The 24708-nt window shown below is 64.8% G+C and carries 24 protein-coding genes; 20 read left to right on the top strand and 4 right to left on the bottom strand.

The window, feature by feature from the left end; genetic code table 11:
* Positions 1-46 precede the first annotated feature (46 nt).
* On the bottom strand, positions 47-1348 hold the full coding sequence (locus F8R15_RS07715; RefSeq protein ID WP_152844170.1) for an Nramp family divalent metal transporter: 1302 nt from the start codon (positions 1346-1348) through the stop codon (positions 47-49).
* A 201-nt stretch (positions 1349-1549) separates the two neighbouring features.
* Between F8R15_RS07715 and mntR the strand changes: the two genes are divergently transcribed.
* The gene (mntR, locus tag F8R15_RS07710) at positions 1550-1975 is read left to right on the top strand and encodes a manganese-binding transcriptional regulator MntR (RefSeq protein WP_078519476.1); all 426 of its coding nucleotides are present in this window, start codon (positions 1550-1552) and stop codon (positions 1973-1975) included.
* On the opposite strand, the gene F8R15_RS07705 is transcribed toward mntR, so the two are convergent.
* Positions 1958-2740: a 23S rRNA (adenine(2030)-N(6))-methyltransferase RlmJ gene (locus F8R15_RS07705; protein WP_152844169.1), complete on the bottom strand. Its 783-nt coding sequence runs from the start codon at positions 2738-2740 to the stop codon at positions 1958-1960. The two genes, mntR and F8R15_RS07705, sit on opposite strands and share 18 nt — an antisense overlap.
* A 685-nt stretch (positions 2741-3425) precedes the next feature.
* Positions 3426-3629 carry a DUF1127 domain-containing protein gene (locus F8R15_RS07700; RefSeq protein ID WP_078519474.1) on the bottom strand — a complete coding sequence of 68 codons (204 nt, stop codon included), beginning with the start codon at positions 3627-3629 and terminating at the stop codon, positions 3426-3428.
* 339 nt (positions 3630-3968) lie between these two features.
* On the opposite strand from F8R15_RS07700, the gene F8R15_RS07695 reads away from it, so the two are divergent.
* On the top strand, positions 3969-5057 hold the full coding sequence (locus F8R15_RS07695) for an Mrp/NBP35 family ATP-binding protein (RefSeq protein WP_078519473.1): 1089 nt from the start codon (positions 3969-3971) through the stop codon (positions 5055-5057).
* 343 nt (positions 5058-5400) lie between these two features.
* On the opposite strand, the gene F8R15_RS07690 is transcribed toward F8R15_RS07695, so the two are convergent.
* Positions 5401-5730 carry a hypothetical protein gene (locus F8R15_RS07690; protein WP_152844168.1) on the bottom strand — a complete coding sequence of 110 codons (330 nt, stop codon included), beginning with the start codon at positions 5728-5730 and terminating at the stop codon, positions 5401-5403.
* A gap of 49 nt (positions 5731-5779) precedes the next feature.
* On the opposite strand from F8R15_RS07690, the gene mraZ reads away from it, so the two are divergent.
* From mraZ to F8R15_RS07600, 18 genes are all read left to right on the top strand, one after another.
* Complete coding sequence (gene mraZ / locus F8R15_RS07685; RefSeq protein ID WP_078520010.1) at positions 5780-6265, top strand: division/cell wall cluster transcriptional repressor MraZ; 486 nt, start codon at positions 5780-5782, stop codon at positions 6263-6265.
* A 3-nt stretch (positions 6266-6268) separates the two neighbouring features.
* Positions 6269-7276: a 16S rRNA (cytosine(1402)-N(4))-methyltransferase RsmH gene (gene rsmH, locus F8R15_RS07680; RefSeq protein WP_152844167.1), complete on the top strand. Its 1008-nt coding sequence runs from the start codon at positions 6269-6271 to the stop codon at positions 7274-7276.
* Positions 7273-7650: a cell division protein FtsL gene (locus F8R15_RS07675; RefSeq protein ID WP_152844166.1), complete on the top strand. Its 378-nt coding sequence runs from the start codon at positions 7273-7275 to the stop codon at positions 7648-7650. The genes rsmH and F8R15_RS07675 overlap by 4 nt, the downstream gene beginning before the upstream one ends.
* Entirely contained in the window at positions 7650-9464 is a 1815-nt protein-coding gene (locus F8R15_RS07670) for a penicillin-binding protein 2 (RefSeq protein ID WP_253732446.1), read from the top strand. The genes F8R15_RS07675 and F8R15_RS07670 overlap by 1 nt, the downstream gene beginning before the upstream one ends.
* A 134-nt stretch (positions 9465-9598) precedes the next feature.
* Positions 9599-11080, top strand: coding sequence for a UDP-N-acetylmuramoyl-L-alanyl-D-glutamate--2,6-diaminopimelate ligase (locus F8R15_RS07665; RefSeq protein WP_078546540.1), 1482 nt, complete (start codon positions 9599-9601; stop codon positions 11078-11080).
* Positions 11080-12528: a UDP-N-acetylmuramoyl-tripeptide--D-alanyl-D-alanine ligase gene (murF, locus tag F8R15_RS07660; RefSeq protein ID WP_152844164.1), complete on the top strand. Its 1449-nt coding sequence runs from the start codon at positions 11080-11082 to the stop codon at positions 12526-12528. Before F8R15_RS07665 ends, murF begins: the two co-directional genes overlap by 1 nt.
* Positions 12528-13610: a phospho-N-acetylmuramoyl-pentapeptide-transferase gene (mraY, locus tag F8R15_RS07655; protein ID WP_078539566.1), complete on the top strand. Its 1083-nt coding sequence runs from the start codon at positions 12528-12530 to the stop codon at positions 13608-13610. The genes murF and mraY overlap by 1 nt, the downstream gene beginning before the upstream one ends.
* Positions 13611-13801: 191 nt before the next feature.
* Complete coding sequence (locus F8R15_RS07650; RefSeq protein ID WP_152844163.1) at positions 13802-14392, top strand: hypothetical protein; 591 nt, start codon at positions 13802-13804, stop codon at positions 14390-14392.
* 229 nt (positions 14393-14621) lie between these two features.
* The gene (murD, locus tag F8R15_RS07645) at positions 14622-16019 is read left to right on the top strand and encodes a UDP-N-acetylmuramoyl-L-alanine--D-glutamate ligase (protein WP_152844162.1); all 1398 of its coding nucleotides are present in this window, start codon (positions 14622-14624) and stop codon (positions 16017-16019) included.
* A gap of 434 nt (positions 16020-16453) precedes the next feature.
* Entirely contained in the window at positions 16454-16642 is a 189-nt protein-coding gene (locus F8R15_RS07640; RefSeq protein WP_152844161.1) for a Flp family type IVb pilin, read from the top strand.
* 57 nt (positions 16643-16699) lie between these two features.
* Positions 16700-17506, top strand: a complete 807-nt coding sequence (gene cpaB / locus F8R15_RS07635) for a Flp pilus assembly protein CpaB (RefSeq protein WP_152844160.1) — start codon at positions 16700-16702, stop codon at positions 17504-17506.
* A gap of 12 nt (positions 17507-17518) precedes the next feature.
* On the top strand, positions 17519-19048 hold the full coding sequence (locus F8R15_RS07630) for a pilus assembly protein TadG-related protein (protein ID WP_152844159.1): 1530 nt from the start codon (positions 17519-17521) through the stop codon (positions 19046-19048).
* 5 nt (positions 19049-19053) lie between these two features.
* The gene (locus F8R15_RS07625; RefSeq protein WP_083075572.1) at positions 19054-19563 is read left to right on the top strand and encodes a TadE/TadG family type IV pilus assembly protein; all 510 of its coding nucleotides are present in this window, start codon (positions 19054-19056) and stop codon (positions 19561-19563) included.
* Positions 19560-20210 (top strand): TadE/TadG family type IV pilus assembly protein, encoded by a 651-nt coding sequence (locus F8R15_RS07620; protein WP_152844158.1) that lies wholly within the window; start codon positions 19560-19562, stop codon positions 20208-20210. The genes F8R15_RS07625 and F8R15_RS07620 overlap by 4 nt, the downstream gene beginning before the upstream one ends.
* Positions 20211-20228: 18 nt before the next feature.
* Positions 20229-21128 carry a hypothetical protein gene (locus F8R15_RS07615; protein ID WP_078603825.1) on the top strand — a complete coding sequence of 300 codons (900 nt, stop codon included), beginning with the start codon at positions 20229-20231 and terminating at the stop codon, positions 21126-21128.
* Positions 21129-21141: 13 nt separating this feature from the next.
* Positions 21142-22572 carry a CpaF family protein gene (locus F8R15_RS07610; RefSeq protein ID WP_078599330.1) on the top strand — a complete coding sequence of 477 codons (1431 nt, stop codon included), beginning with the start codon at positions 21142-21144 and terminating at the stop codon, positions 22570-22572.
* A gap of 3 nt (positions 22573-22575) precedes the next feature.
* Entirely contained in the window at positions 22576-23547 is a 972-nt protein-coding gene (locus tag F8R15_RS07605; protein ID WP_152844157.1) for a type II secretion system F family protein, read from the top strand.
* Positions 23548-23563: 16 nt separating this feature from the next.
* The gene (locus tag F8R15_RS07600) at positions 23564-24565 is read left to right on the top strand and encodes a type II secretion system F family protein (RefSeq protein WP_152844156.1); all 1002 of its coding nucleotides are present in this window, start codon (positions 23564-23566) and stop codon (positions 24563-24565) included.
* The last annotated feature ends 143 nt before the right edge of the window (positions 24566-24708 follow it).

The raw sequence follows: 24708 nt of genomic DNA, 5'->3' as shown, positions 1-24708 counted from the left end.
AATTGGCGCAGCCAAGAGGGGGCAGCGCCCCCTCGCTCCGTCTGGTTTAGCTCACCAGACCCGGCACCGGCAGCCCGGCCGATTGCCAGAGCAGCACGAAATTCAGCCCCAGCACGATGAGCGCGCCCAGTACGGCGAACCAAAACAGCGGCCCGCGCAAGGCGAACTTGCCCATGATGTCGCCGCGCCGCGCGAAGATCAGCAGCGCGATCATCGGGACGGGCAGGGCGATCGACAGCACCACCTGGCTCATCACCAGCGCATCGGTCGTGTTCACCCCAAGCCAGACGACGACGAAGGCGGGCGCCATCGTGATGACCCGGCGCAGCCAGACCGGGATACGACGGCGGATGAAGCCCTGCATGATCATCTGCCCCGCCATCGTGCCGACGACTGAGGAAGAAACCCCCGAGGCGATCAGCGAGGTCAGGAAGGCTGCGGCCGCGAATCCGCCCAAGAGCGGCGTCAGCGTGTGATAGGCGGTCTCGATCTCGGCCACTTCGGAATGCCCGCTATGGAAGGCCGAGGCCGCCATGATCACCATCGCCATATTGACCATCCCCGCGATCGCGAGCGCGATGATCACCTCGCGGTTGGAGAACTTCAGCAGCCGCGCCTTTTGCACCGGATCACGCGTCAGGGCGCGGTTCTGCGTCAGGCCGGAATGGAGGAAAATCGCATGCGGCATCACGGTCGCACCGATGATGCCCACCGAGATCGTCAGCGCCGTCGCATCGGGCATCGAGGGGGCGAACATCCCCGCGACGGCCCCGGACCAGTCGACCGGCGCCACGAACATCTCGGCGAGGTAGCACGCCCCGATCAGCGCCACGAGCGCGCCGATCACGATCTCCATCGGGCGGAAACCGCCGCGCTCGAACATCAAGATTGCATAGGTGACGACGGCGGTGACACCCATCCCCCAGATCAGCGGCCAGCCGAACAGTAGCGAAAGCCCCAACGCGCCGCCCAGAAACTCTGCCAAATCGGTCGCCATGGCGGCGATCTCCGAGACGATCCACATCGCGATCGTCACGGGTTTCGAGAAATTCTCGCGCGACAGCTCCGCGAGGTTCTTGCCGGTGACGATGCCCACGCGCGCCGAGATCGCCTGAAACAGCATCGCGATCAGGTTCGCCCCTAGCACGACCCATAGCAGAGCATAGCCATAGCCCGCGCCCGCCTGAATGTTCGTCGCGTAATTGCCCGGGTCCATATAGGCGACCGAGGCGATCACCGCCGGCCCGAAGAACAACAGATACCCGCCGCGCCGGTTGCCCGACAGCACTGCCTCCATGGCCGTGCGGGTGCGGCTCGTCATGTTTTCCTTGCGGGTCAGTTCAGTCATGGGGCCCTCGCTTATGCTGCTCCTGCGAAATGTAGCCTTGGCTACAAGATTCGCAAGTGGCTAATTTTCGTTGACAGCACAACAGGCGCCGCGCGAAGCTTTGCTTGGCATATCGGGCGTGACAGGTTATCCGGTCCGCTCTGGAAATGGTGCCCGAAAGGCCCCGACCGGTATTGAGACAAAGACCGTCAAGGCAGGCGAATGACTGACACTGACCCTTCGCAGATCAAGGGGTTCAACCGGGCCCGAGAGCGTGCGGCGCGCGCGCTTCTGGAAGACTATGTCGAGATGATCGCCGATCTGACGGCGGAATTCGGCGAGGCGCGGATCACCGAGATCGCCGCGCGACTCGGGGTGGCCCATCCGACGGCGACGAAAGCCGTGGCGCGGCTCAAACGCGAAGGGCTGGCCGTGTCGCGGCCCTATCGCGGGGTGTTCCTGACGGAGACCGGGGAGGCGCTGGCCGATCAGGTGCGCGAACGCCACCGGACCGTCGTGGCCCTGTTGCGCGCCGTGGGCGTGCCGGAAGAGGTCGCGGAGATTGACGCCGAAGGGATCGAGCACCATGTCTCCTCCCGCACGCTGGAGGCGTTCGAGGCTTTCCTTGCGTCAAAGGCTGGAAAATAGCTCCGACAGCCGCTCGGCCTCGCCCGCAAGACCCCAGGGCGGGTTCACGATGAACATCCCCGAGCCGATCATGCCGTGGCCCTCGCGGGCGGGCGGGAATCGCACCTCATGGCTCAGCGCGTCGGGGAAATCGCGGCGCAGGGTGCGGACCATCGTTTCGTGTGCGCCCGAGGCCAGCATCGGATACCAAAGCGCTATGATGCCGACGTTCCATTTTTTCGCGATATGGCCGATCAGCTTCGGCATCGCCGTGTAGTCGGCCTTCTCCTCGAAGCTCGGATCGATCAGCATCATCCCGCGACGCGGGGTTGGGGGCGTCAGCGCCAGCGCCATCTCGCGCCCGTCGGCTTTGTGCAGGACCGCGCCGCTTCGCCGCGTGGCCGTGCGCAGGGCGGCAAACTCCTGCGGGTGCAGTTCGCAAAGCTGAATCGTGTCCATCGGCCGCAACAGCGCCTGCGCCACCAAAGGCGAACCTGGATAAGCTTGCGCGCCGTGCTGCGCACGCACAGCAGCCAGCGCGCGCATATAGGGATGATCGGGTGCGAACCAGCCCAAGCCTTCTACCCGCGTAATCCCGGCCGCTGCCTCGCCGGTCTTCGCGGCCTCCGCCCCGTCGAGCGCGTAAAGCCCGCGCCCGGCATGGGTTTCGAGATAGCTTAGCGGCTTGTCCTTGCGCGTCAGGTAATCGAGCGCAGACGCAAGCAGCGCGTGCTTGTGCACATCGGCCAGATTTCCGGCGTGATAGGCGTGTTGGTAAGACAGCATCGGTTCGGTCTCCTTGCGCCCTTCCTGCCGGTCGGCGCGCGCGAGGGCAATGCTCTTCTTCTCGAGAGAAATATCCCGGGGGCGCGCGAAGCGTGCGGGGCAGAGCCCCTCCATCGGGTCAGCTTGGGAGAGAGTAAAAGAAAACGGCGGCGCCCAGGGAGGAGGAGGGGCGCCGCCGTCTCTTTTCTGCCGTCAGGTCTCAGGGAGGAGGAGAGAGACCCTTCGGCACTGTCGACACCGCTTCAGGGAGGAGGAGGAAGCGGCGTCACACCCTCGGGTCCAGGGAGGAGGAGAGGACCCTCGGTATTTTGTGGCGGCACCCTCAGGGAGGAGGAGGAGAGTGCCGCCGAAACGATCGGCCCAGGGAGGAGGAGAGGGCCTTTCGTATCAGTTTGGGCCTGTCGGCCCGGATATCAAGTGCTGCACTGCAGCATGCGACAGCCTGTCGCAGCTTTCCGCCGGTGATAGGCGGCGACCTCAGGGAGGAGGAGAGAGGTCGCCGCCTGCTCGGCGCGGATCTCTCAGGGAGGAGGAGAGAGAGATCCGGGCAGCTCGGATCCGGCATCGCGGCGTCGCGCCGCTTGGGGCCGGTATGTTTGGTGTGGCGGCGCTCTCAGGGAGGAGGAGAGAGAGCGCCGCCGCAGTCCTGAGCCCCAGGGAGGAGGAGAGGGGCTCGGGAAGCGAATTACTTGCCGTATGCGGCCTCGTAGGCCACGCGGGTGATCATCGAGCTGTGCAGCCCGAGGTCGTTCAGCTCGCGGCTGTTGAGCGAGCGCAGTTCGTTGAGCGTCTGGCGATACACCTTGCGGCGGGCCAGGGCTTCGGTCAGTTTCGATTTCAGCGCGGCGAAGCCGCCTTCGTTCAGTTGGATGTCTTGTACGAGTGCCATCGTTTTAGCCTCATCTATCTACTTGCGAGGGCCGCTGCCGGTTCCAGCTTGTCGGCCCGAATTCGTTACTTCGTGTTCCGTCGTTGGGCTAAAGATGGCGCTAATGCTGCGACTGCACAATGCCGGGAAGCCTCATTGCCGCCATGCAGAAAATGCATGAATGATTCTGACCCATTTTCGAGACGCAGACGCAAGATATGTGCGCTTGCCTTGGGGCGTTTGGGGGATTCCTGACCATTTGGGCAGTTCTCGACTTGAACTGCGCGGCAAAAACGCCACAGTTCCGGCCAAATCACGAGCAGTCGGGACGATGACGGACCCGGGAATGGAGGAATCTGCATGGCTCTGAGCAAGGAAACGGTTCTTGCGACGTTGCAATCGGTAGAAGTGCCGGGCGGCGGGACCGCGATCAGCCGCGATCTCGTGCGCGCGCTTGCGGTGCAAGACGGCGTGGTACGCTTCGTGCTCGAAGGCGCGCCGCAGCCTGAACTGGAAGCGATGCGCCCCACGCTGGAAGCGGCGATCAAGGCGCTTCCCGAGGTGACGAGCGTGACGGTAGTGGTGCCCGCGGGCGCGCCGCGCGGTCTTGGCGGCACCGCTCAGCAATCGCAACAGCGCGGCCCCGCGATCGGCGGCCATCCCAAGCCCCAGCAAGGCCCGCAAAAAGTGCCGGGTGTGAAAAAGATCATCGCCGTGGGGTCGGGTAAGGGCGGTGTCGGCAAATCCACTGTCGCGTCGAACCTCGCTGTGGCGCTGACTCGCGCGGGCAAGAAGGTCGGTCTGCTCGACGCGGATATCTATGGTCCCTCGCTGCCGCGCATGATGGGTGCGAGCAAGCGGCCCGCCTCGCCGGACGGCCAGACGATCCTGCCGCTGCAGGCGCATGGCGTCACGCTGATGTCGGTCGGTCTCATGCTAAAAGAGAGCGAGGCGGTTATCTGGCGTGGCCCGATGCTGATGGGCGCGATGCAGCAGATGCTGTTCCAGGTGAAATGGGACGAATACGGCCCGCTCGACGTGCTTTTGATCGATCTGCCGCCGGGGACGGGGGATGTGCAGCTCACGCTGTGCCAGAAAACCGAGCTGGACGGGGCGATCATCGTCTCCACCCCGCAGGATGTCGCGCTGCTCGATGCGAAGAAGGCGATCGACATGTTCCAGCGGCTGAAGACGCCGATCCACGGGCTGGTCGAGAACATGTCTTCTTATGTCTGCCCCAATTGCGGTCACGAGGCGCATCTCTTCGGGCATGGCGGGGTCGCTGCGGAAGCCAAAGCGCTCGGGCTGCCCTTCCTCGGGGCGCTGCCCGTCGATCTGGATGTGCGGCTCGCCGGCGATGCGGGCACCCCGGTCGCGGCGGGCGAGGGGCCGGCGGCCGAGGGCTATGCCGCTCTTGCGCAGGGGCTGGTCGACCGCGATCTGCTCTGACCTCGGGACCAAGGTCACATTTGGAAAGGCGCCCGATCCGGGCGCCTTTTTTCTGGTCACAGGGGCGTTATGGGAAATCATGGCACCTTTCATGGAACTTCACGGGAGCGTAGAAGGCATGTGAGCGGAGATTCGCCATGATACTGGGCGGAATCACGCGCGCTTCACGCGCCCTCGCGCAAAATCACCCTGTAGTGAGCGCTGAAATCAGTGGTGTCGTGGGTTCAAATTGCGGCTCAAAAACCACAGGTTCCGCATTAATGGAAATTTTTTGGGATTTTACGGGAATCTCTGACGGCTCCGGTTTTTCTACCATATATAGTAAACTGCCGTCATGCTTGCGCTAGGTGTGGTCTGATTTCGGCACAACACCTTGTAATGGAGTCTCTTCTCGAACAACATATGCCCAGTATTCGGCAACTTTTTTCTTGCGTGCCATGAATTCCCATGTCATCCCTAATTCATCGGAAGCGAAGACAAATAGAGGCACTAAGACCTCACGGCGAAATGCAGGTTTCATACAGGCCATCGCTTCACGAAAACAAAGAGATCCGGCGCGCGAGCGAGCAGATATCCCCATCCCCCCAGGTGGCGCGTGCAGTCGGACATACCCAGTAATGGGAACGAGGGCGGCGGATTGGGCAGTGGCAGCAGCCCAATCCGCTGTTTTCATTTCGGGCCCCGCCCGGCGGGACAGGTGATAGGAGCGCGCTTTGGCGGGCATGTTCATAGGCGAATACACCTTCAAGGTGGACAGTAAGGGTCGCGTGTCGATCCCCGCGCTGTTTCGTCGTGAGCTGGAAGAGGGTGACCCCGAGCGCCCGAACAAAGATCGCCCCCGCATGGTCATCGTCTACGGCGCCGACACCCAGAAAATGCTCCAGATCTACACGCAGGCCGCTTTCGAGGCGCTGGCCGCCGATATCGCGGCGCTGCCGCGCGGTTCGAAACAGCGCACGATCCTGCAGCGGATGGTTTTGTCCAAATCGCACCCGACCGAAGTCGATCCCGATGGCCGCCTGGTTCTCCCGGCGGCTTTGCGCACGAAGATCGGTCTCGACAAGGAGGCCTATTTCTCCGGCGTGGGCGAGACTTTCGAGATCTGGAACCCCGAGACCTTCGCCGCTGCCGATGAAGCCAATATCGATCAGTGGATCGAGGAGCAGGGCGAAGATTTCGACCCGCTCAGCCTATTGTCGCAGGGGTGAGCCATGACGGATCGGGACGCCCTGCCAGACGCCCCCCACGTCCCGGTATTGCTGCGGCCGCTCCTTCGGGCGGTCGCGCCTGTCTCCGGGACTTGGCTTGACGGAACCTTCGGCGCGGGCGGCTATGCGCGCGGATTGCTGGAGGCGGGCGCCGACAAGGTGATCGGGGTCGACCGCGACCCGGCCGTGTTCGAGATGGCCGAAGCGTGGCGCGGCGAGTATGGCGACAGGCTGGAACTGGTCGAAGGCACGTTCTCCGAACTCGATACCTATAGCGACGAATTGCTCGACGGGGTGGTGCTGGATCTCGGCGTCTCCTCGATGCAGCTCGATCAGGCGGATCGCGGCTTTTCCTTCATGCGCGACGGGCCGCTCGATATGCGGATGTCGCAGGAAGGGCCCTCGGCGGCCGATCTGGTAAACGAGACGGACGAGGCCGAACTCGCGGATATCCTGTACCAATATGGCGAAGAGCGCGCCTCGCGCCGGATCGCCAAGGCCATTGTCGAGGCGCGCAAGGTTCAGCCGTTCGAGACCACGCAGCAGCTGGTCAAAGTGATCGAGCGTTGCCTGCCGCGTCCGAAACCGGGGCAGAGCCATCCCGCCACGCGCAGCTTTCAGGGTCTGCGCATCGCGGTAAACGACGAATTCGGCCAGCTCATCGAGGGGCTGGAAGCCGCCGAGCGCGCGCTGAAACCCGGCGGGCTTCTGGCCGTGGTCAGCTTCCATTCGCTCGAAGACCGGGTGGTGAAGCGTTTCTTCGCGGCGCGCTCGTCGACGGGCGGGGGTGGTTCGCGCCACGCGCCGGTTCAGCAAACCCTTGATCCCGCGTTTGAGATTACCGTCAAAGGCGACGGGCCCGACGCAGAGGAGCTGGCTGAAAATCCGCGTGCACGCTCGGCCCGGCTTCGGGTGGGGCGGCGCACGAATTCGCCCGCCGGCAAGGCCGATCGCACGCAGCTGGGGCTTCCGAAGCTCGTCACCGGGGAAAAGAAGGGGAAACGCCGTTGAGACTGCTTGCCTATCTTGCCGCCTCCGCCTGTGTCCTCGCGCTCGCCTTCTGGGCCTATCACGTCAACTACGACACGCAGGACCGGATCGACGAGCTGCGCGACCTCAACCGCGAAATCGCCTCGCTCAACGAGGGGCTGTCCGTGCTCAACGCCGAATGGGCCTATCTCAACCGCCCGCAGCGGCTGCGCGAACTGGTCAATCTCAACTTCACCTCGCTGCGTCTCCTGCCGATGACGCCCGAGCAGTTCGGGACCGTGGCGCAGATCGCCTATCCGACGCCGCAGGCCGATGATGCCGATGCGTCGGGCACCGATTTGTCCGGCCTGTCCGACCCGATCGAGGTCAAGGCCGATCCTGAGGGAGGGAACTGATGCGCACGCCCCTTCGTCCGCTTGCCCGTATCCTTGACGCCCGCGAAAAAGGCGAGAACCCCGACGCGATCGAACGCGAGAACCGCCGTCTGCGCGGCGAGGCCACTCGTGACAAGGCCCGTCAAAGCGCCGAGGGCCGCCTGCTGGTCATGTCGGTGATCTTCCTCGCGGCCTTCCTGACGGTGGGCCTGCGCATGGGTTCCTTCGCCGCCGCGCGCCCCGAAGAGCCGCAGACCGATTCCACGACCGAGCAGATCCACGCCCAACGCGCCGATATCGTCGACCGCAAGGGCAGGGTGCTCGCGACCAACCTGCTGACCCACTCGCTCTATGCGCAGCCGCCGATGATGATCGACCCGCTGGGCACCGTGGACAAGCTGGTGAAGATCTTCCCCGATCTCGACCGCGACCGGCTGAAGAAGGATTTCACCGGTCATCGCAAATTCGTCTGGATCAAGCGCCGCATCAGCCCCGAGCAGATGCAGGCAGTCCATGATATCGGCGATCCCGGCCTTCTGTTTGGCCCGCGCGAGATGCGGCTTTATCCCAACGGCCACCTCGCCTCGCATATCCTTGGCGGCGCGCGCTACGGCACGGAGGGCGTGAACTCCGCCGAGATCCTCGGCGTGGCCGGGATCGAGAAGGAATATGACAAGTGGCTGCGCGATCCGGCCAATGGTGGGCAGCCGCTGAAGCTCTCGCTCGATCTGACCGTGCAGTCCGCGCTCGAAGACGTGCTCTCGGGAGGCATGAAGCTGATGAATGCCAAGGGTGCGACGGCGGTGCTGATGAAGGTCCGCACCGGCGAGATCGTCGCCATGGCGAGCCTGCCCGATTTCGACCCCAATGACCGGCCCGCCCCGCTTCTGAAGGGCGACCCCTCCGACAGCCCGCTGTTCAACCGCGCGGTTCAGGGGATGTACGAGCTGGGCTCCACCTTCAAGATCTTCGCGGTCAGCCAGGCGATGCAGGACGGTCTGGTCACGCCCGAGACGATGATCGACACCAAGGGCCCGCTGCGCTGGGGCAAGTTCCGCATCCACGATTTCCACAATTACGGCAAGCAGTTGTCGGTTACGGATGTGATCGTGCACAGCTCGAATATCGGCACTGCGCGGATCGTCCAGAAGATCGGCCCCGAGAAGCAGCGCGAATTCCTCGGCAAGCTGGGCCTTCTGGAGCCCTCGCCGGTGGAGCTGATCGAGGCGCCGACGGGCCGACCGATTCTGCCGAAAAACTGGTCGGAGCTTTCGGCGATGACCATCGGCTACGGCCACGGTCTCTCCGACAGCCCGCTGCAGCTCGCAACGGCCTATGCGACGATCGCGAATGACGGGCGGCGCGTGCTGCCGACGCTGATCGCCAAAGGCGGTCCGCGCAAGCCGCATAAACAGGAATTCGGGGCTCCCGAAGGCACGCAGGTCGTCTCTCCGGCGGTGGCCCGCAAGGCGCTGGCGATGATGCGCGCCGTGGTGACGCGCGGCACGGCGAGCTACGGCAATGTCGCGGGCTATCAGGTCGCGGGCAAGACCGGCACCGCCGACAAGCCCGATCCGCAGGGCGGTTATTACGACAAGAAGGTGATCTCGACCTTCGCGGGCGTCTTCCCGGTGACCAACCCCGAATATGTGCTGGTTCTCACGCTGGACGAGCCGACGGATACCTCCGGCGACACGCCGCGCCGCACCGCAGGCTGGACCGCCGTGCCGGTCGCGGCCGAGACGATCCGCCGTGTCGCGCCGCTTCTGGGCCTGCGCCCCGAACCGACCACGCCCGACACGCTCGACGGCATCAGCCTCGTCAAGAAAGACTGACCTTTCCGGGCTGTCGGCGGGCCTCACGCCACGCGCATGAACTCGCGCAAAGAGACCGGGGGAAGGGCCTGTCGCCTTGACCTCGCAGACGCGTCGCCGGATAAGTGCGGCAAGCTGAATGAAGGACGGATACGATGGCTGCGGGCACCAAAATGCTGAGCGAATTGGGGCTGACGCCGCTGCAAGGCGCAGACTGCGCGATCTCGGGGCTGTCGGTCGACAGTCGGCAGGTCAAGCCGGGCCATCTTTTCGCGGCGCTGCCGGGCACGCAGATCCACGGGGCCGAGTTCATCCCTTACGCTTTGCGCATGGGCGCGGCCGCCGTTCTGACCGATCGCGCAGGCGAGAAGGCCGCGCGCGAGGCGCTCGAAGGCACCGACACCGCCATCGTCATCACGCAAGATCCGCGTCAGGCGCTGGCCTTCGCTGCGGCGCTGTGGTTCGAGCGTCAGCCCGAGACCCTGATCGCGGTGACCGGCACCAACGGCAAGACCTCCGTGGCCACCTTCACCCGCCAGATCTGGCAGCTCATGGGGTTCGAGGCCGCGAATATCGGCACGACCGGCGTGGAAGGCAGCTATTCCGCCCCGTCGCCGCATACCACGCCCGAGCCGATCACCCTGCATCGCCTGCTGTCGGATATGGCGGCCGTCGGTGTGACCCATGCCGCGATGGAGGCCTCGTCGCACGGGCTGGCGCAGCGGCGGCTGGATGGCGTGACGCTCTCGGCGGCTGCATTCACGAATTTCACGCAAGATCACCTCGATTATCACGCGAGCTTCGAGGAGTATTTCGCGGCCAAGGCCGGGCTCTTCACCCGTGTCCTGCCCGAAGACGGGGCGGCGGTGATCAATCTCGACGATCCCAAGGGCGAGGAACTGGCGCGCTATATCACCGCGCGCGGTCAGGAGTTGATCGGCATCGGCCATACCGAGCAATGCGAAATGCAGATCCTCGGCCAGCGGTTCGATGCGACCGGGCAGGATGTGCGCTTCTCGTGGGAAGGCTGGACGCAGATGACCCGCCTGCCGCTGATCGGCGGGTTCCAGGCGATGAACGTGCTCACGGCAGCGGCGCTCGCCATCGCTTGTGGCGCGGACCCCGAGGACGTCTTCGCGACCCTGCCGAAGCTCTCCACCGTGCGCGGGCGGATGCAACTGGCCGCCACCCGCGACAATGGCGCGACGGTTTTCGTCGATTACGCCCATACGCCCGACGCGGTGCAGACCGCGCTCAAGGCGCTGCGCCCGCATGTGATGGGCCGCCTGATCGCCATCGTCGGCGCGGGCGGCGATCGTGACGCGACCAAGCGCCCGCTGATGGGGCAGGCGGCGGCTGAGAACGCCGATATCGTCATCGTCACAGACGACAACCCGCGCTCCGAAGATCCCGCGACGATCCGCGCCGCCGTGCTGGAAGGCGCGCCCAAGGCGATGGAAGTGGGCGACCGGGCCGAGGCGATCCTGCGCGGCGTCGATCTGCTGCAGCCGGGCGATGCACTGCTGGTGATGGGCAAGGGCCATGAGAGCGGGCAGATCATCGGCTCGGATACCTATCCGTTCGACGATGCCGAGCAGGCTTCGGTCGCTGTCGCCGCGCTGGACGGGAAAATCTGATGGCCGTGCTCTGGACTTCGAGCGACGCGGCCGCAGCGACGGGTGGCGAAGCCACGCAACCGTTCGCCGCGACCGGAATTTCCATCGACACCCGGACGATCCATCCCGGCGATCTTTTCGTGGCGCTCAAGGATGTGCGCGACGGCCATGATTTCGTGCGTCAGGCCCTCGACAAGGGTGCGGCTGCGGCGCTGGTCAGCCGCATCCCCGAAGGCTGCTCAAAGGACGATCCGCTGCTGATCGTGGATGACGTACTCGCAGGCCTAGAGGCTTTGGGGCGGGCAGGGCGCGCACGTGCGCGGGCCCGCGTGCTCGCCGTGACCGGTTCGGTCGGCAAGACGTCGAGCAAAGAGATGCTGCGCGCCGTCCTCTCCGCCCAAGGCACCGTCCACGCCGCCGAGGCGAGTTTCAACAATCACTGGGGCGTCCCGATCACGCTGGCACGTCTGCCGCAGGATGCCGATTTTGCCGTGATCGAGATCGGTATGAGCAACCCGGGCGAGATCGCGCCGCTGGCGAAGATGGCGCAACCCCATGCCGCGATGATCACCACCGTCGCGCCGGCCCATCTGGCCGCTTTCGACAGCATCGAAGGCATCGCGCATGAGAAAGCGTCGATCTTCGAGGGGCTCGTCGCGGGCGGCATCGCGATCGTGCCGTCCGGCCTTGAGGTTTCCGACATTCTGCGCAAGGCGGCCCAGCAGGCCGGAACCATGGTTAGCTTCGGTCCCGAGCTGGGCTCGGATTACCGTCTGATCGATGCCCGCATCGCGGGCGATGCGACCGTGGTTCAGGCCGATCACCATGGCACGCCGATCCTGTTCAAGGTGATGACCCCGGGGCGGCATTTCGCGAATAACGCGCTCGGCGTGCTGGCCTTGGCCGAAGCCGCGGGCTGCGATCCGACCATCGCCGCGATGGATCTGGGCAACTGGCAGCCCCCCGCCGGACGCGGCCAGCGCGAGCGGGTCTATATGGATGTGGTGGACGAGGCCGAGAGCTTCGATCTCTTCGACGACGCGTTCAACGCGAACCCGGCCTCGATGTCGGCTGCGCTCGAGGTTCTGGCAGGCGCCAAGCCGCGCGACGGGGTGGGGCGCACCGCGAAAGGGCGCCGCATCGCGATCCTCGGCGACATGCTGGAGCTGGGCGACGACGAGGCGGCGCTGCACGCGGCCATCGCCGATCACCCCGCCATGGCGAAGATCGACCTCGTGCATCTCGCGGGGCCGCGCATGGCTTCGCTGCGCGAAGCGCTTCCGCGCGCCAAACGCGGCGAATGGTATGAAAAGGCGGACAAGCTGGCAGAGCGCGCCCGCCACCTGATCGACCCCGGCGACGTCGTTCTGGTCAAAGGATCCAAAGGCTCCAAGGTGAGCGTCGTCGTGAGCGTATTGAAAAAACTCGGCCAGCCCGGCGCGGCCGAGGCCCATAAGGGAAAAGACTAATGTTGTATTGGCTGACCGACTTCTCCGATGGCGGGGGCGTCTTCAACCTGTTCCGCTACATCACCTTCCGCGCGGGCGGGGCCTTCTTCACGGCGCTTCTGGTGGGGTTCATCTTCGGCCCCTGGCTGATCGGTATCCTGCGGCGCACGCAAGGCAAGGGGCAGCCGATCCGCGATGACGGGCCGGAGGGGCATATCTCCAAGGCCGGGACGCCCACGATGGGCGGCATCCTGATCCTGACGGCGCTTCTGGTGTCGACACTCCTCTGGGCACGGCTCGATAACGGCTATATCTGGGTCGTGCTGATGGTCACCTATGGCTATGCCGCGATCGGGTTCGCCGATGACTATGCCAAGGTGTCGAAGCAAAACACCAAAGGCGTCAGCAGCAAGGCGCGGCTCGCGCTCGGTTTCCTGCTCGCGCTGCTCGCGTCGCTCCTGACATGGTATCTGCACCCGTCCGATCTGGAAGGGCGGCTGTCGATCCCGTTCTTCAAGGACCTCGTGCTGAACCTCGGCTATTTCTACATCCCCTTCGCGATGATCGTGATCGTCGGCGCGGCCAATGCGGTGAACCTCACCGACGGGCTCGACGGGCTCGCGATCATGCCGGTGATGATCGCCGCGGGCACGCTGGGCGCCATCGCCTATGTCGTGGGCCGGACCGACTTCACCGAATATCTGGGCGTGCAATTCGTGCCCGGTTCGGGCGAATTGGTGATCTTCACCGCGGCGCTGATGGGCGGCGGTCTGGGCTTCCTGTGGTATAACGCCCCGCCGGCTGCGGTCTTCATGGGCGATACCGGCAGCCTCGCGCTTGGCGGCGCGATCGGCGCGATCGCGGTCTGCACCCAGCACGAGATCGTCCTCGGCATCGTGGGCGGCCTCTTCGTGGTCGAGGCGCTGTCGGTGATCATCCAAGTCGCCTATTTCAAACGCACCGGGAAACGGGTGTTCCTGATGGCTCCGATCCATCACCATTTCGAAAAGAAGGGCTGGTCGGAGCCCCAGATCGTCATCCGCTTCTGGATCATCTCGCTGATCCTCGCACTGATCGGTCTGGCGACGCTGAAAATCCGCTGAGAATTCCTTCCCGTATACCTCTTATTTAGCGCGTATGCGGGTGCGCGCGAAGTCGCAAATGGGCGTCGTGGTTCCACCGCGGCGCCCTTGGTTTACGTCAACTTTATTTGAGCGAACCAAAGCGAAATCCACTGGTTGTCTCCCCGAACCGCGACGCGAGACGTCGTAAAAGTTTTAACGAGGAGAACCCGATGACCCGCAAGTTCAACATTATTCTGTCGACGACCGCTCTCGCTGCCACGCTCTCGCTTGGCACCATCGCAAGCGCCGCAGATGGCGTGACCACCGGTGGCTCGTCCGAAAACGGCCAATACGGCCTGGTCGACTACAAGATGCAGATCGTGCCGAATGACCAGACCTCCGACGGCACCGCGCCCGCGGTCAACGTCACCTCGGGTGGCGACGTCAACAACACCGCTGGTGTCGCGGGCGAGAAAGTCGGCGCTACGATGACCGACCAGACCTCCAACGGCGAAGAGTCGATCCCCGCCGAGAACCAGTTGAACAAAGATGCCGGCATCGTCGGCAACAAGGTCCAGACCGGCGTCAACGATGCCGTCGTGTCCTCGGACGGCGCTGCGGTCGGTACGATCGAGAAAGTCATGAACATGGGCGACAGCGACGAAGTCTATGTCCGCACCGACGACACGCTCGACACGACCGTTTCGATGTTCAAGATCACCGTTCCCGCCTCGGAAGTCGGCTCGGGCAAGCTGACGCTGAATGCGAGCCTGTCGGACATTCTCTCGACGCTCGAGAAGCAGCAAGACCAGAAGTCGTAATCTAACGATCTTCGCTAGAAGACCCTTTGCGGCGCGCACGGATCCTCCCCTCCGTGCGCGCCGTTTTTGCATGTCCGGCGACTTGTGCGCTGCGTTCCCCCTTTCCCCTTCGTATTGGTTCAAATATCCCGGGGGTACGGGGGCTGGCCCCCGATAAAGAACGACGTGATAGAACGACGAAGACGCGAGGCGGCCCCGCTGCCCTTGCGCGAGGCGACAGGAGAGACCCATGATCCCGGTGCAGGGCTTTGACGGACAGAAGGTAGCGGTTCTCGGGCTCGGGCGCTCGGGTCTGGCGACGGCGGCCGCGTTGCGCGCGGGCGGGGCCGAGCCGCTGTGCTGGGACGACAGCCCCGAAGGCCGCGCCCGCGCCGAGGAAGCCGGCTATAGCTGCCGCGACCTGACGCGCCACGGCGCTTTCGAGGAGGTCGCGGCCCTGATCGTCTCGCCCGGCATTCCGCATCTCTATCCCAGGCCCAACCAGGTGATTTCGGCGGCGATGGAGGCGGGCGTGCCCGTCGATAACGATATCGGCCTGTTCTTCGCCTCCTGGGCGACCGATGATTTCATGCGCTACGATCAGGCACCGCGCACGATCTGCGTCACCGGCTCGAACGGGAAATCCACGACGACGGCGCTGATCCATCACATTCTGGAAGAGGCCGGGCGACCGACGCAGATGGCGGGCAATATCGGGCGCGGCGTGCTCGATCTGGAACCCGCCGAGAATGGCGAGGTCGTGGTGCTGGAACTGTCCTCCTATCAGACCGATCTGGCGCGCGCGCTGACGCCGGATATCGCGGTCTTCACCAATCTCTCGCCGGACCATTTGGATCGCCACGCAGGCATGGGCGGCTATTTCGCGGCCAAGCGTCGACTGTTCGCCGAAGGCGGCCCGGATCGCGCGGTGATCGGCGTCGATGAGCCCGAGGGCGTCTATCTCGCCAATCAGATCATGATGGGCCGCAACGATGACAGGCTGATCCGGGTGTCCTCGGCGCGCAAGCTGGGGGATTGGGGCTGGTCGGTCTATGCGCGCAAAGGGTTCCTCAGTGAATGGCGCAAAGGCAAGCAGGTGGCCTCGATCGACCTGCGCGACGTCACCGGGCTGCCCGGCGCGCATAACCACCAGAACGCCTGCGCGGCCTATGCCGCCGTGCGCGCGCTGGGAATTGCGCCGCGGGTGATCGAACAGGCGTTCCATTCTTTCGCCGGGCTTCCGCATCGCAGCCAGACCGTCGCGGAGAAGCGTGGGGTGCGCTGGGTCAACGACTCCAAGGCAACGAACACCGACAGCGCCGCGAAGGCACTCGAGGCCTTCCCGAACATCCGCTGGATCGCGGGCGGTCTGGGCAAGGAGGGCGGGGTGGCCTCGCTCTCCGAACATCTCGGCGCGGTGAAGAAAGCCTATTTCATCGGCCATTCCGCGCGCGATTTCGCGTTGGAACTGGCGGTCGAGCATGAGATTTGCGAGACGATGGAGGCCGCCGTCGCCGCCTGCGCCCGCGATGCCGAAGAGGGCGACACGGTGCTTTTGGCGCCTGCGGCCGCGAGCTTCGACCAATATCCGAATTTCGAAAAACGCGGCGATCATTTCGCGCAGCTCGTGGACGCGCTGCCCGGCTGAGGGTTGAGCGTCTACGCCGTCCGCTCTCACATCTCGCGAAAACGGCAGTCCCGCTTCGGGGCTTTCGAATGCCCCGCTGCGTCTTCTGTCTCCTTAGCCGTATTCGGCCTGTAGCTCGAACGGTGTGGCGTCCTGATCGGCGCCGTTCGTCCTTACGCGCCAAACCTCCGAAACAAGACGAAAATCGCGCCCCGCGTACTGAGTCGCGGCGGCGCCCCAGTTGCATGCTTCGGCAATCAAACGGCGTATCTGGCGTCCAGATTTCGGCATCTCTGACAAGTAATACAATCTGTGGTTGTGATTTTGCGACGTTGAACCGATGCCGCGACGTCAAAACACTCGCAATCTGAATCTTGGCTGCCCGGCTCAACAGGGGACACGGGGCCAGATTTAAACGCCGGGGTGGGCCGGCATTTCAGAAACGGAGAAAGACCATGAAACTGTTCAAACTCGCTTCGCTGCGCCGTCTGAAGAAGGACGAAGAGGGCGTTACGGTCGTCGAATACGGCATCGCGCTGGCGGTCGCATTGGGGATCGCAGTGACAGCTTATTCAGGACTGGCCGACAAGGTGGAAACCCAACTCACCGACGCTGCATCGCTCATGACCGGCAAGACTCAGTAATCATCGGACTCGGGTGGTGCCTTCTGGCGCCACCTGTTGGAAACTATGGAGAGCGCCATGCGTATCGCATCTTTGCTGACCTTCACTGCAGGACTCGCCGTGGCAGGTGGCTCGGCTTACCTGGCGCGTGATTTCTTCGAGGCGAAATACAAACGCGACCTTGCCGCCGAGCGCGAAGGCCTCGTCGAGGTCCTCGCCGCTGCACAGAACATTCCCTTCGGCCAGACCATCGAGGCGCAGAAGCTGACCTCGATCTCCTGGCCGAAAGAGGCGCTGCCGCCGGGTGTCTTCACCGATTACGCAGCCCTCCTGCCCGAAGCGGGCGGGGAGCCGCGCCGCGCCCGTGCCGAGATCGCGCAGGGCGAGCTGATCCTCGCCTCCAAGGTCTCGAATTACGGCGAGAAGGTCACCATCGTTCAGACCCTCGGCCCGAACAGCCGTGCCATGGCGATCGAGGTCAACGCCTCGAGCGGGGTGGGTGGTTTCGTGACGCCGGGCGACCGCGTCGACGTGATGATGACGCGCGGCAAGAACGAGTCGCTCAAAACCGTGACGATCCTTCAGGACGTCCGCGTCATCGGGGTCGATCAGGAAGCCGATGAGAAGGTGAAAACCCCCGGCGTGGCGCGCACTGTCACCGTCGAGGTCTCGCCCGATCAGGGACAACGCCTCGCGCTGGCGCAGAAGGCGGGCACGCTCAGCCTGACGCTGCGCACGCTCGACGAGGCCGAGAGCGATCCGCTGCCCTCGATAGGGCTGGCCGATATTCTCAGCGAGCGGTCCGCGAACAAGCTCGAACCCACGCCCGTGCGCACGGTGACGATCCGGCGCGGCACGGAAGTGACCCATACGACGGTCAAGTGAGGCTCGGGGTCGATGGGGCGCATCCAGAACAGCATCCGGCGTTTCGCCCGCGAGGAAGACGGGACGATCCTCGTCTTCTTCGGGATGAGCCTCGTGGTGGTGCTCGGTCTGGTCGCGCTCTCCTTCGACCTGGGGCGGCTCGGCAGCACCCGCTCGGAGCTGCAATCCTTCGCGGACTCGGTCGCTTTGGCGGCGGCGGGCGAGCTTGACGGCAATTCCGACGCGATCACCCGCGCCAATGCGGCTGCGCAACTCATCGTCGACAGCCAGACCTTCGCGACTGGCTCGCAGGTGTTGGGGGCTGCGAACGATGTGACCCTGACCTATCTCAGCGCCCTGCCGGACAGCGATAGCGACGCGACAAACGCGGTGACCACCGATCCGGCGAAGGCCGCCTTCGTGCGCGTCGATGTCGATGAGCGTGAGGTTCAGGGTGTCTTCGCCGCCGCGTTCACCACGATGGGCGGGTATGACGCGTTCGACGGCTCGGCCACGGCTCAGGCGGTCGCGGGGCTCGAAATCCTGGCCTGTGACGTCACGCCCTTGATGTTCTGCGTGCCGCCGGGCTTCGATGCGGAAAAGGATATCGGACAGATGATCCTGCTGCGCTCGGGCGGGGGCGGTGATGCCGCTTGGGGGCCGGGCGATTTCGGGTTCCTCGATCCGAATGGCGCGAAAATCGATGACGAGGGGCCTTGCGCCAAGAAATCCGGCGCGCAGCTCGACGCCTGCCTGCTCGGCGCCGTCAGCAAGATCACCCAATGCTTCAACCAGCGCGGCGTCGACCTCGAACCGGGCCAGAAGGAAGGACGCAACGCGGCGATCTTCAACGTGCGCTTCGACATGTATCAGTCGATCATGAACGGGCTGAGCAACGATCCCGATTATGCGCCTGCGCCCAATGTCATCAAGGGAATCGTCGCCGCCAATCCGAGCGGGAAGGATGGCACGACGTCGAATGGCGGCGGAAAAAACACCTGCATCAAGGAAAATGAAGAGCTTTCGCCCGATACGGTCGGCCTGCCGCGTGACGATTGCTTCATGCCGGGCGCGACTGAGCCCTGCGGTCGTTTCGGCGATGGCGACTGGTCGCAGGGCCGCATCACCTACATGCAGACGAATTACGGAATCGACATCACGGCGGAGGGTGCCACGGATCCTTTCGCGGATGCCGAAACCCGCTATGACCTCTATCTTGCCGAGATCGCGGCGGCGGCTGGCGGCGACATTCTCTCGGGACGCGCCGAGACGGGCCTGCCGAGCTGCGCGCCCGCGGCCGCCCCCAATGCCGACCGCCGCGTTCTGATCGTCGCGGGCATCGATTGCAGCGCCGAGACGGGCACCGTGATCAAGGGCGCGGCGACGAACGTGCCGGTCAAGGAATTCGTCAAAGTCTTCCTCACCGAGCCGGTGGGCGAAGACGGATCGAGCCCGCCGACGATGGATATCTGGGGCGAAGTGATCGGGTCCGCCAGCAATGGCGACCAAGAGGAGCTGGGCACGGGCGGCATGGTCCGCGACGTCGTCCAGCTTTACCGGTGAGCGCGATGCGGTGGTTTCGCGCATATCGCCTCCGCGCCCCGCGCCGCATCTGGCGCGATGATGAGGGCGCGCAGCTGGTGGAATTCGCGCTGGTGCTGCCGCTGATGCTCATCCTCTTCGCGGCGATCATCGAGAGCGGGCGGATGTTTCTTGCCTACCAGACGGTGATCGGAGGGGTGCGTGACGCAAGCCGCTATCTCGCCCGGATCACCCCGCGCAGCATCTGCGAAACCGGCGGCAGCGTCGATGGTCAGGCGGAGACGCTCGCCGGGATCGTCGGCAATGCGATCACCGGCGGTAGCGTGCTGGGGGGCGGGATCACCGTCACGACGGTGGAGCCGAGCCTCGATTGCATCGAAGGCAGCTATCGTTTCGGCGATGCGCCGATCGTCGAAGTGGCGGCGAATGTCACGATCACCTTCCCCTTCGCCGGTCTCTTCACCCTGATCACACCCACGACGCTCGGCACCGTCACCACGACGATCGCCGACCAGAACCGGGTCTTCGGCTCATGACCGGGCCTCTCGCATATCACGCGCGCGCACTGCGCCGCTTTCTGCGCGACGAGGAGGGCGCGACCCTCGTCGAGTTCACGCTGGTATTCGGCCTCTACCTGCTCGTGTTCTTCGGGCTTCTGGATTTCGGACGGCTGGCCTTTCACTACGTGAATATGCAGCGCGGATTGCAGGTCGCGGCGCGGCTGGCAGCGGTGCGTCCGGCGGCATGTGCCGGCGTGCCGGAGACGAATGAGCGCGGCGTGACGCCGAAAGACGAGACCGAGCCGCAATTCGGCACGAATTGCAGCGCCAAGAGCTGGGTCTGCGCGGCACCCGCCACGGTGAGCTGCTCGGGCGCGACGACGAATGCGACCGTGGCCGAGATCTGGCCGATCGTCGCCCCGGCGCTGCCCAACGGCTCGACCGCCGCGAACCTGTCCTTCAGCTATTCCTACGATTCCGAGCTTGGATTTCTCGGCGGGCCCTATGTGCCGATGGTCACCGTCGAATTGCAGAATGTGAGCTTCCAGTTCGCGACGCCGCTGGGCGCGCTGGTGGGGCTCGTGACCGGCACCGCCAATGAAGATCTTGATGCAGATATCGCCTTCCCGAGCATGAGCACGTCGATGCCGGGCGAGGATCTCGCGCAGGGCGCGGGAAGCTAAAGCAAGGGGAGACATGAAATGACCCGTAGAACCAAACCGATATTCCTGGTGCCCGAGCCGAGCGCGCGCGACCTTGCCGCGCCCGCCAAACGTCGACTGACCTTCTCTGCCGAGGCCGAGCGTCTGACGCATGCGCGAGCGCCCGACGAAGAGGGCCAGGTCATCGCGGTCGCGCGCAGCCGCGGCGGGATCGGGGCCACGATGCTGGCGGTGAATCTCGCCCATCAACTGGCGGCTCAGGGTGTGAAGAAAGGCCAGGCGCCGCGCCGCGTCGGGCTGATCGACCTCGATCTGCAATTCGGCATGGTCGCGGGCTTTCTCGATCTCGATCCGAGCCCGGCGCTCTACGATATGGCGCGCAGCGGGGCGGTGCCGGACGAGACCTTCCTCGATCAGTCGCTCCAGCATTCGAAAGACGGGCTGGAAGTGCTCTGCGCCCCCGCCGCTTTCGCGCCGCTCGGTGCGCTCGGGGCCGATCAGGTCACCGAACTCATCACGCTGATGCAGGCGCGTTGTGATTACGTCGTCGTCGATCTGCCGCATGCGTTGATCGACTGGGTTTCGCCGGTGCTGGCGCGCGCGTCCCTGATGTATCTGGTGACCGATCTCGCGGTGCCCTCGCTGCAGCAGGCCCGCCGCCTGATCGACGCCTATCATGAGGAGAACCTCGCGCTGGAGATCGAGGTGGTCGTGAACCATCAAAGCCGTCCGCTGATGCGCTCGCGGGTGCAGCAGGAGGCGGCGAAGGCGCTCGATCGCGATCTCAGCCACTGGTTGCCCGACGACCCGCGCGCCGCCAAGGAGGCTGCCGATCGCGGCGTGCCTCTTGCGCGGATCGGGCGGCGCTCAGCGCTGTCGAAAGCGATTGCCGGTTTGGCGAAGGGGCGGCTCGCACAGAGCGCAGCCCGGACGAATTGAGGGGGAGCACGAGATGTTTCGCAATTTCACGGATCGCGGGTCGAAACCGACCGAGACCGAAAAGGTGATCCCGCTCGGCAAGCCCTACGCGGGCAGCCCGCCGAAAGACGCGCGCGAGATGGCCGCACAGCAGGTTACGCCCAAACCGCCTGCGGCAGAGGTCGACGAAGACGCGCAGCGTCGCGCGCTAGAACTCAAAAGCCGCCTGCATGACGCGCTTCTAGACCGGCTCAACCTGTCGATGCTCGATAAGGTCGTGCCAGAGGAGCTGCGCCGCGAAGTGGCGGCGCTGGTGAGCGAAGAGCTGCGCGACGCGAAAACCCCGCTGCGCGCGGAGGAGTTCAAGACGCTGGTCGACGAGCTTCTCAACGAAGTGCTGGGGCTCGGCCCGCTGGAGCCGCTGCTGGCCGACCCGTCGATCAACGACATTCTCGTCAATGGCTGCAACCGCGTCTTCGTCGAGCGTCACGGCGTCCTCGAGCGCACGGCGGTACGCTTCCGCGACGAGCGCCACCTGCTGCGGATCATCGACAAGATCGTCTCGCGGGTGGGCCGCCGGATCGACGAGAGCAACCCTTGGGTCGATGCGCGGCTCGAAGACGGCAGCCGCGTGAACGCGATCATTCGGCCCTGTGCGATTGACGGGCCGAGCCTGTCGATCCGCAAATTCGCGCGCCAACCCTACACGATGGAGCGGCTCGTCGAGACTGGGATGATGACGGGGGCTGCGTCGCGGTTCCTCCACGGGCTGGTGCATGCCCGCAAGAATATCCTGATCTCGGGCGGCACCGGCTCGGGCAAGACGACGCTTCTGAACGCGATCTCGGCCGCCATCGACCCGCGTACGCGGATCGTGACGATCGAGGACGCCGCCGAATTGCAGCTGCAACAGGAGCATGTGGTGCGGCTGGAAACCCGCGCGTCCAATCCGAACGGGCAGGGCGCGGTGATCCAGCGCGATCTGGTGAAGAACGCGCTGCGGATGCGCCCCGACCGGATTATCGTCGGCGAGGTGCGCGGCTCGGAAGCCTTCGACATGTTGCAGGCGATGAACACGGGCCATGACGGCTCGATGACCACGGTCCACGCCAATTCCGCACGCGACGCTCTGGGGCGGATCGAGCAGATGGTGACGATGATCGGCCTCGACATGCCGCTCAACGCGATCCGTTCGCAGATCGCCTCCGGCCTCGACATCGTCGTGCAGATCGCGCGCATGTCCGACGGTCGCCGCCGGGTGCTCTCGATCTCCGAGATCACCGGGCAGGAGGGCAATATCGTGATGATGCAGGACATCTTCACCTTCCGCAAAACCGGCACCTCCGCCGATGGCGTGATCGAGGGCGAGTTCACCGCGACCGGCCTGCGCCCGCGTTGCCTCGAAGACCTGATCGCGGCGGGTGTCGCGGTCGATCCGTCCGATTTCAAGATGCGGGGGAACTGAGCCATGTGGGAGATCATCGAAAAGGACCTCGCCGCCTATGTCGCCTATAGCGGCATCGCGCTTGGCGTTCTGCTGGCGCTGACGGGCGGCCTGCACCTGCTCAACCGCACCGAGACCAGCGGTGAGGCGAAAAGCCGCCGGATGAAGATGATCGCGAAGGGGCGCGACACCGAGGAGATGCTCGCGCTGCTCAAGCCCAACCCGCGCAAGGGCTGGATCGCCCGGCTGCCGAAGCGGTTCGATCTGCCGCGTCTGCTGCATCGCGCGGGCTTCCGGATCGGGCCGGACAAGTTCCTGCTGATCTGCGCCGCGCTTGCGATCGGGAGTTTCGTGCTGGCGCTTGCTCCGCTCGGCCCGCTGCGGGCGGCCTCTGCGGCTGTGACAATCGGGCTGGTGCTGCCCTTCATGGTTCTGCGCGCGCGGGCGACGCAACGGATGAAAGTGCTGACGAGCCAGCTGCCTGACGCGCTCGACATGCTCGCGCGGGGTCTGAAGATCGGCCATCCGCTGAACATGTCTATCGGCGCCGTGGCCGAGGAGATGCCCGACCCGATCGGCACCGAATTCGGCATCATCTTCGATCAGGTGACCTATGGCGAAGACCTTCCCGACGCGGTGCTGGAATTCGCCGAGCGGGTGGGGCTGGAAGACGCCGACTATCTCGCGGCCAGCATCGGTATTCAGCACGGCACGGGCGGCGATCTCGCCCGCGTGCTCGAAGTGCTGGCGGCGACGACGCGGGGCCGGATCTCGATGCGGCGCAAGATCCGCGCGATCTCGGCGGAGGGGCGCGCCTCGGCGTGGTTCCTGACCGCGCTGCCCTTCATCATGTTCGGCTTCACATCGTTGATTTCACCCAATTACTACGGCGAAGTCGCCGATCACCCGATGTTCCGCACGATGGCGATCATCGTCGTTACGCTTATCATCCTGAATGCCGTGGTGCTGCGCCGTCTGGTGCAGTTCCGGATCTGAGCCGGGGAGAGAGACCATGTTGATGACACGGATCGAGGATTTCGCGCTTCGGATGGGCCTCGCGCCCGAGACGCTTCTGGCCGCCGGGATCGGCTTCGGCCTGTTGCTGCTGATTGTCGGGCTTCAGGCCGCCTTCCAGCGTGACCGCGCCGCCGAGCGCATCGCGGCCATCGGCGGGCCGAAGACGGGAGGGCGCGCCGAGCATGGCTATCTCAAGGCGCCGGAGGCACGTCCGGGCCAGATCCTGAAGGCCTTCGTGCCCGCCGACCGCCAGACCCGCTCCAAGCTGGAACGCAAACTTGCGCAGGCCGGGCTGTCCGGGGCCAGCGCATTGCGCCGCTTCACCCTGGTCCGGATCGCGCTGGGCGTCTGCCTGCCGGGTATTTTCATGGGGCTTCTGTTTGCCGCACGCAGCCCCGAAATCGGCCTGCCGATGGGCCTGGATGCCCGTCTCGGCAGCCTGAGCGGCATGGCGACCTATCAGATCCTGACCGGGCTCGTCGCAGGCGGCTATCTGCTGCCGCTTATGTGGCTCAACAGCCGGATGCGCGAGCGGCGGCTGCGGATCGAAGAGAGCTTCCCGAATGCGCTCGATCTGATGCAGGTCGCGATCGAGAGCGGCATGGGGTTCGATGCGGCGATGACCCGCGTGGGCAACGAGCTGGCGGAGACCTCGCCGGAGATTTCCTTCGAGTTCCTCTCGGTGCAGCGTCAGGTTCAGGCCGGGCGCGAGCGCGAGTCGGCACTGCGGGACATGGCCGACCGGACCGGGGTCGAGACCGTACGTGCCTTCGCCAATGTCGCGAGCCAGTCGCTGCGCTTCGGGGCCTCGATGGCACAGGCGCTGACCACCTATGCCGCCGATCTGCGCGGCATTCGCGAGATGCGCGCGCAAGAAAAGGCCAATCGCCTGCCGGTGCAGATGTCCGGGGTACTGGCCTCGTTGATGCTCCCGGCGCTGATCCTGATCGCCGTTGGCCCGGTGGTGATTCGATATTTCGTGAATTACGCGCAGTAAATCGAATCGTTTCCAAATTCGATCTTTTCCCAAAGCATTGTTTACGGACAATTTTTTCGGCCGAAATCTCGATTTAAATGCCGAATATGCAACCTTTGATTGCGGAGGGCGTCAATCGAATCATCCACAGGGGGCTGTGGATA

This window comes from Thioclava sp. JE_KL1 (assembly GCF_009296265.1).
Taxonomy (GTDB): Bacteria; Pseudomonadota; Alphaproteobacteria; order Rhodobacterales; family Rhodobacteraceae; genus Thioclava.
The sequence above is the reverse complement of the archived record's forward strand: the minus strand, read 5'-3'. Positions and strand labels throughout refer to the sequence as shown.